The sequence below is a fragment of the Streptomyces sp. ICN903 genome (assembly GCF_022015835.1).
GTDB classification, from domain to species: Bacteria; Actinomycetota; Actinomycetes; order Streptomycetales; family Streptomycetaceae; genus Streptomyces; species Streptomyces fenghuangensis.
This window is the reverse complement of record NZ_JAKMAY010000323.1, coordinates 1-5862: the sequence shown is the minus strand read 5'-3', so window position 1 is coordinate 5862 and position 5862 is coordinate 1. Positions and strand designations below refer to the sequence as shown.

At 72.1% G+C, this 5862-nt stretch carries 5 protein-coding genes; all 5 read right to left on the bottom strand.

Going from position 1 to position 5862, the window contains the following annotated elements:
• Positions 1-9: 9 nt before the first annotated feature.
• The 5 genes from L7D48_RS24500 to L7D48_RS24480 are packed head-to-tail and all read right to left on the bottom strand — an operon-like array spanning position 10 to position 5797.
• Positions 10-1296, bottom strand: coding sequence for a thymidine phosphorylase (locus tag L7D48_RS24500; RefSeq protein ID WP_237882566.1), 1287 nt, complete (start codon positions 1294-1296; stop codon positions 10-12).
• A gap of 43 nt (positions 1297-1339) precedes the next feature.
• A complete protein-coding gene (locus L7D48_RS24495) occupies positions 1340-1786 on the bottom strand; it encodes a cytidine deaminase (protein ID WP_308312330.1) in 447 nt (148 codons plus the stop codon).
• Positions 1786-3051: an ABC transporter permease gene (locus tag L7D48_RS24490; protein WP_237882564.1), complete on the bottom strand. Its 1266-nt coding sequence runs from the start codon at positions 3049-3051 to the stop codon at positions 1786-1788. The genes L7D48_RS24495 and L7D48_RS24490 overlap by 1 nt, the downstream gene beginning before the upstream one ends.
• Complete coding sequence (locus tag L7D48_RS24485; protein ID WP_237882562.1) at positions 3048-4184, bottom strand: ABC transporter permease; 1137 nt, start codon at positions 4182-4184, stop codon at positions 3048-3050. The genes L7D48_RS24490 and L7D48_RS24485 overlap by 4 nt, the downstream gene beginning before the upstream one ends.
• Positions 4181-5797: an ABC transporter ATP-binding protein gene (locus L7D48_RS24480; RefSeq protein ID WP_237882568.1), complete on the bottom strand. Its 1617-nt coding sequence runs from the start codon at positions 5795-5797 to the stop codon at positions 4181-4183. Before L7D48_RS24480 ends, L7D48_RS24485 begins: the two co-directional genes overlap by 4 nt.
• Positions 5798-5862 lie beyond the last annotated feature (65 nt).

The window sequence follows — 5862 nt, the reverse complement described above, 5'->3', positions numbered from 1 at the left end:
GGGCGAGTGTCAGGCGATGCGGTCGAGGATCAGGGGGGTGGGCTCGAAGGCGGTGCCCTCGGCGTCCCCGGCGATCTCGATCGCGTCGCCGGTGAGCGCTTCGAGCGCGTAGTCGAAGCGCTCGGGGGTGTCGGTGTGGAGGGTCAGCAGCGGGGCCCCGGCGGTGACGCGGTCGCCGGGCTTGGCGTGCAGCTCCACCCCGGCCCCGGCCTGCACCGGGTCCTCCTTGCGGGCGCGGCCCGCGCCCAGGCGCCAGGCGGCGACGCCGACGGCGTACGCGTCCAGCTTCGTCAGGACGCCGGAGGCGGAGGCCGCCACGGTGTGCCGCTCGCGGGCGACGGGCAGGGGCGCGTCCGGGTCGCCGCCCTGGGCGGCGATCATGCGGCGCCAGTGGTCCATGGCCGAGCCGTCGGCGAGCGCCCTGGCGGGGTCGGCGTCCGGCAGTCCGGCGGCGGTGAGCATCTCGCGGGCCAGCGCCAGCGTCAGCTCGACGACGTCGGCCGGGCCGCCGCCGGCCAGGACCTCCACCGACTCGCGGACCTCCAGGGCGTTGCCCGCGGTCAGGCCGAGCGGGGTGGACATGTCGGTGAGCAGGGCGACGGTGCGCACCCCGTGGTCGGTGCCGAGCCCGACCATGGTGGAGGCCAGTTCGCGGGCGTCGCCCAGGTTCTTCATGAACGCGCCGGAGCCGACCTTGACGTCCAGGACGAGCGAGCCCGTGCCCTCGGCGATCTTCTTGGACATGATCGAGGAGGCGATCAGGGGGATCGCCTCGACGGTGCCGGTGACGTCGCGCAGGGCGTAGAGCTTCTTGTCGGCCGGGGCCAGTCCGTCGCCGGCCGCGCAGATCACCGCGCCGACCGAACGCAGGACGTCCATCATCTCGTCGTTGCTCAGCAGCGCCCGCCAGCCGGGGACCGACTCCAGCTTGTCCAGCGTTCCGCCGGTGTGGCCCAGGCCGCGGCCGGAGAGCTGGGGGACGGCGGCGCCGCAGGCGGCGACCAGCGGGGCCAGCGGCAGGGTGATCTTGTCGCCCACGCCGCCGGTGGAGTGCTTGTCGGCGGTGGGGCGGGGCAGGGAGGAGAAGTCCATCCGCTCGCCGCTGGCGATCATCGCGGCGGTCCAGCGGGCGATCTCCTCGCGCTCCATGCCGTTGAGCAGGATCGCCATGGCCAGGGCCGACATCTGCTCGTCGGCGACCTCGCCGCGGGTGTAGGCGTCGATGACCCAGTCGATCTGGGCGCCGCTGAGACGGCCCCGGTCGCGCTTGGTGCGGATGACGGAGATGGCGTCCATCGGGGGGTGTTGCTCCTTGGGGGTCGGGCGCGCCGGGCGCGGGTCAGGGGCCGGTGGAGCCGGTGGGGCCGTCCGCGTCGGCGAGGTGCTCGGGGCCGAAGGCGTCCGGCAGGAGGTCGGACAGCGGCCGGACGCCGGAGGCGGTGTCGACCGCCAGGTCCGGACCGCCGTGCTCCCACAGCAGCTGGCGGCAGCGGCCGCAGGGCATGAGGATCTCGCCGCGGCCGTCGCAGCAGGTGAAGGCCACCAGCCGGCCGCCGCCGGTGGCGGCCAGCTCCGAGACCAGGCCGCACTCGGCGCACAGCCCGACACCGTAGGAGGCGTTCTCCACGTTGCAGCCGCCGACGATCCGGCCGTCGTCCACCAGCGCGGCGGCGCCGACCGGGTACTTGGAGTACGGGACGTAGGCCCGGGACATCAGCTCCCGGGCCCGCTCCCGCAGCGCCGGCCAGTCGGCCCGGCCGGCGCTGGTCGCAGGGGAGTCGCTCACTACTTGCCCTCGCCCTTCCGGTAGGCGTGCCCGTTGGCCTTGGGCATCCGCAGCCGCTGCGCGGACATGGCCAGCACCAGCAGCGTGGCGACGTACGGGGCGGCGCTGACGAACTGGCTGGGCACCTCGTCCACCGAGGAGTACCAGACGAACAGCACCAGGCCGCAGGCCGCCGCGACCGCGCCGGTCAGGTACTTCTTCCGGTAGACCGCCCAGGCGGTGGCCAGGACCAGCAGGATCGCCAGCAGCAGGAGCAGGGCGTGGACGTTCTGGCCTCCGCCGCGCAGGTTGAGGCTGTCGGTGTAGCCGAACAGGCCGGCGCCCAGGGCGAGGCCGCCCGGCATCCAGTTGCCGAAGATCATCGCGGCGAGGCCGATGTAGCCGCGTCCGCCGGTCTGGCCCTCCAGGTAGATGTTGGAGGCGACCTCGGCGAGGAACGCGCCGCCCATGCCGGCGAAGCCGCCGGAGATCATCACGGCGATGTACTTGTACTTGTAGACGTTGACGCCCAGGCTCTCGGCCGCGATCGGGTTCTCGCCGCAGGAGCGCAGCCGCAGGCCGAAGCCGGTGTTCCACAGCACCCACCGGCTGAGCGGGATCATGGCGACGGCCACGATCGTCAGCAGGGAGAGGTTGGTGACCAGTCCGCCCACGAGCCCGGCGACGTCGGAGACGACGAACCAGTGCTTGGCGTTGAGCGTCGCCATCGCGTCGGACAGCCCGGGGACGGTGATCTGGCCTATCGACTCGATGGGCGGGGACTGCTTGCTGGTGCCGCTCTCCATCTCGGCGAAGGTGAAGCTGGACAGGTAGCGGGTGGCGCCGACGGCGAGGATGTTGATGGCCACACCGGAGACGATGTGGTTGACGCCGAAGCTGACGGTGGCGATCGCGTGCAGCAGACCGCCCAGCGCGCCGCCGACGATGCCCATGACCACGCCCGTCCACGGGCCCCACTGGACGCCGGCCCAGGCGCCGAACCAGGTGCCCAGGATCAGCATGCCCTCCAGACCGATGTTGATCACACCGGCCCGCTCGGCCCACAGGCCGCCCAGTCCGGCCAGTCCGATGGGGACGGCCAGCCGCAGGGCGGCGGAGGTCTGTCCGACGGAGGTGATGCCGTGGGCCCCGGTGATCAGCCGCACGGCGGAGACGAGCACCAGCAGGCCCGCGATCACGAGCATCCACTCGGCCAGGGTCAGCCGGCGGCGGACGGGCTTCTTCGGCTGCTGTGCGGCCGGCCGCTTGTCGAGGACGGTGCTCATGCCGACACCTCCTTGCGGTTCTTCGGACCGGTGCCGTCGCCCTCGCCTGCGGCGGCGGCCTCGGCGGCGAGTTCCTCGCCGACCTTCTGCTGCTGGCGGCGCAGGCCGTAGCGGCGCACGGACTCGTAGCTGATGACGACCGCCATCACGATCAGGCCCTGCATGATCGTGGCGATCTCCTTCTCGTAGCCGTTGTAGTCGAGCGTCGGCGACGCCTTGTCGAGGAAGGCGATGAGCAGCGCTCCGAAGGCTATGCCGAGGGGGTGGTTGCGGCCGAGCAGGGCGATGGTGATGCCGGTGAAGCCCACGCCCGCGGGGAAGTCCAGGCTGTAGGTGTGGGCGTCGCCGAGCAGTACGGGCATGCCGGCCAGGCCGGCGACCGCGCCGGAGATCAGCATGCTGGTGAGCACCATGCGCCTGGCGTCGACGCCGCTGGCGGAGGCGGCGCTGGGGCTGGCGCCGGTGGCGCGCAGGTCGAAGCCGAACCGGGTGCGGTTCAGGACCAGCCAGTACAGCAGGCCGCACAGGGCGGCGACGGCGGTGAAGCCGTAGATCTCGCCGGCCGCGCCCAGGTCGATGCCGGGGAACCAGCCCGACTGGGGGATCTGCCCGGTGGTGAGGTTGTTGCCGCGCTGCTCGCCGAACTGGGCGGGCAGGACGAGGTAGGCGATGATGCTGGTGGCGATGGAGTTGAGCATGATCGTCGAGACGACCTCGCTCACCCCGCGGGTGGTCTTCAGGATGCCCGCGATACCGGCCCAGAAGCCGCCCACCAGCATCGCGACGACCAGGATCAGCACGATGTGCAGGGGGCCGGGCAGGGTGACCGAGGCGCCGACGACGGCGGCGGCCATCGCGGCGAGCCGGTACTGCCCGTCGACCCCGATGTTGAACAGGTTCATGCGGAAGCCGACGGCCACCGCGAGCGCCGCCAGGTAGTACGTGGCGGCCTGGTTGACGATGAGCACCTGGATGTCGGCGTGCATCGCGTACTCGGCCATCAGCACGTACGGCTGGACGGGGTTGAGACCGGAGGCGACCAGCACCACCGAGGTCAGCAGCACGGCGACGACGATGGCCAGCACCGGCCCGCCGAGGGCCAGGACCACCCGGTCCTTGTCGAACTTCTTCATCGGTCCTCTCCCCCGTCCCGGCCCGTGGCGGCGGTCCCGTCGGCGGCTGCGGCGGCGGCTTCGACCGCCGCCTCGTCGTCGAGACGGCCGGAGGCCGCGCCGGTCATGGCGGAGCCCAGGGCCTCAGGGGTGATCGTGGCGGGGTCGGCGTCGGCGACCAGTCGGCCGCGGTACATCACGCGCAGGGTGTCGGACAGGCCGATCAGCTCGTCGAGGTCGGCGGAGATCAGCAGGACGGCCAGGCCGGCGCGGCGCGCGGTGCGGATCTGGTCCCAGATCTGCGCCTGCGCGCCGACATCCACGCCGCGCGTGGGGTGGGCGGCGATCAGGAGCCGGGGCTCGTGGCTCATCTCGCGGCCCACGATCAGCTTCTGCTGGTTGCCGCCGGACAGGGAGGCCGCGGTGACGTCGATGCCGGGGGTGCGCACGTCGTACTCGGCGACGATCCGCTCGGTGTCGGCGCGGGCGGCCTTGATGTCCAGCCAGGGCCCCTTGCTGTTGGGGGGCTCGGTGACGTGCCCGAGTATGCGGTTCTCCCACAGGGGGGACTCCAGCAGCAGCCCGTGGCGGTGGCGGTCCTCGGGGATGTAGCCGACACCGCCCTCGCGGCGTCGGCGGGTGGGCCAGGCGGTGACGTCCTCGTCGCCGAGGACGATGGTCCCGCCGTCGGCGTGGCGGATGCCGACCAGCGCCTCGATCAGCTCGGTCTGGCCGTTGCCCTCCACACCGGCCAGGCCCAGCACCTCACCCTTGTGGATGGTGAAGGAGACGTCGTCCAGGATGGTGCGGGCGCCGTCGACCGGGTCGTGGCCGGTGAGGGTGAGGCCGTCCACCCTCAGCATGGGGGTGTCGGTGACGGTGGAGTCGCGGGTCTCCGGGGAGGGCAGCTCGGCGCCGACCATCAGCTCGGCGAGCTGCTTGACGGTGACGTCGCCGGGGGCGACGGAGGCGACGGTGGTGCCGCGCCGGATGACGGTGATGTCGTCGGCGACCGAGAGCACCTCGCCCAGCTTGTGCGAGATGAAGATGACGGTCAGTCCCTCCGCCTTCAGCTCGCGGAGGTTGGCGAAGAGCGCGTCCACCTCCTGCGGCACGAGCACGGCGGTCGGCTCGTCGAGGATGAGGATGCGGGCGCCGCGGTAGAGGACCTTGAGGATCTCCACGCGCTGCCGGTCGGCGACCCCGAGGTCCTCCACCATGGCGTCGGGGCGGATGCCCAGGCCGTAGGCCTCGGAGATCTCCCTGATCCGGGCACGGGCCTTCGCGCCGATCCCGTACAGCTTCTCGCTGCCCAGGACGGTGTTCTCCGCGACGGTGAGGTTGTCGGCCAGCATGAAGTGCTGGTGGACCATGCCGATGCCGCGGGCGATGGCGTCGCCGGGGTCGGAGAAGGCGACCTCCTGGCCGTCGACGGCGATGGTGCCCTCGTCCGGCTTCTGCATGCCGTAGAGGATCTTCATCAGGGTCGACTTGCCCGCGCCGTTCTCGCCGACGATGGCGTGCACGGTCCCCTTGCGGACGGACATGTGGATGTCGTGGTTGGCGACGACACCGGGGAAGCGCTTGGTGATCCCGGTCAGTTCGACGGCGGGAGGACTGCTGGACGCGTTGATGGTGCACTCTCCTCGGGCTAAGGAGTGGCTCGTAGGGAGCACGGCGGGGGCGGACGGCCACGGGG

Bases quoted from the DNA above. Each gene is read 5' to 3' on its own strand.
- L7D48_RS24490 (WP_237882564.1), bottom strand. From the start codon at position 3,051: ATGAGCACCGTCCTCGACAAGCGGCCGGCCGCACAGCAGCCGAAGAAG.
- L7D48_RS24500 (WP_237882566.1), bottom strand. From the start codon at position 1,296: ATGGACGCCATCTCCGTCATCCGCACCAAGCGCGACCGGGGCCGTCTC.
- L7D48_RS24485 (WP_237882562.1), bottom strand. From the start codon at position 4,184: ATGAAGAAGTTCGACAAGGACCGGGTGGTCCTGGCCCTCGGCGGGCCG.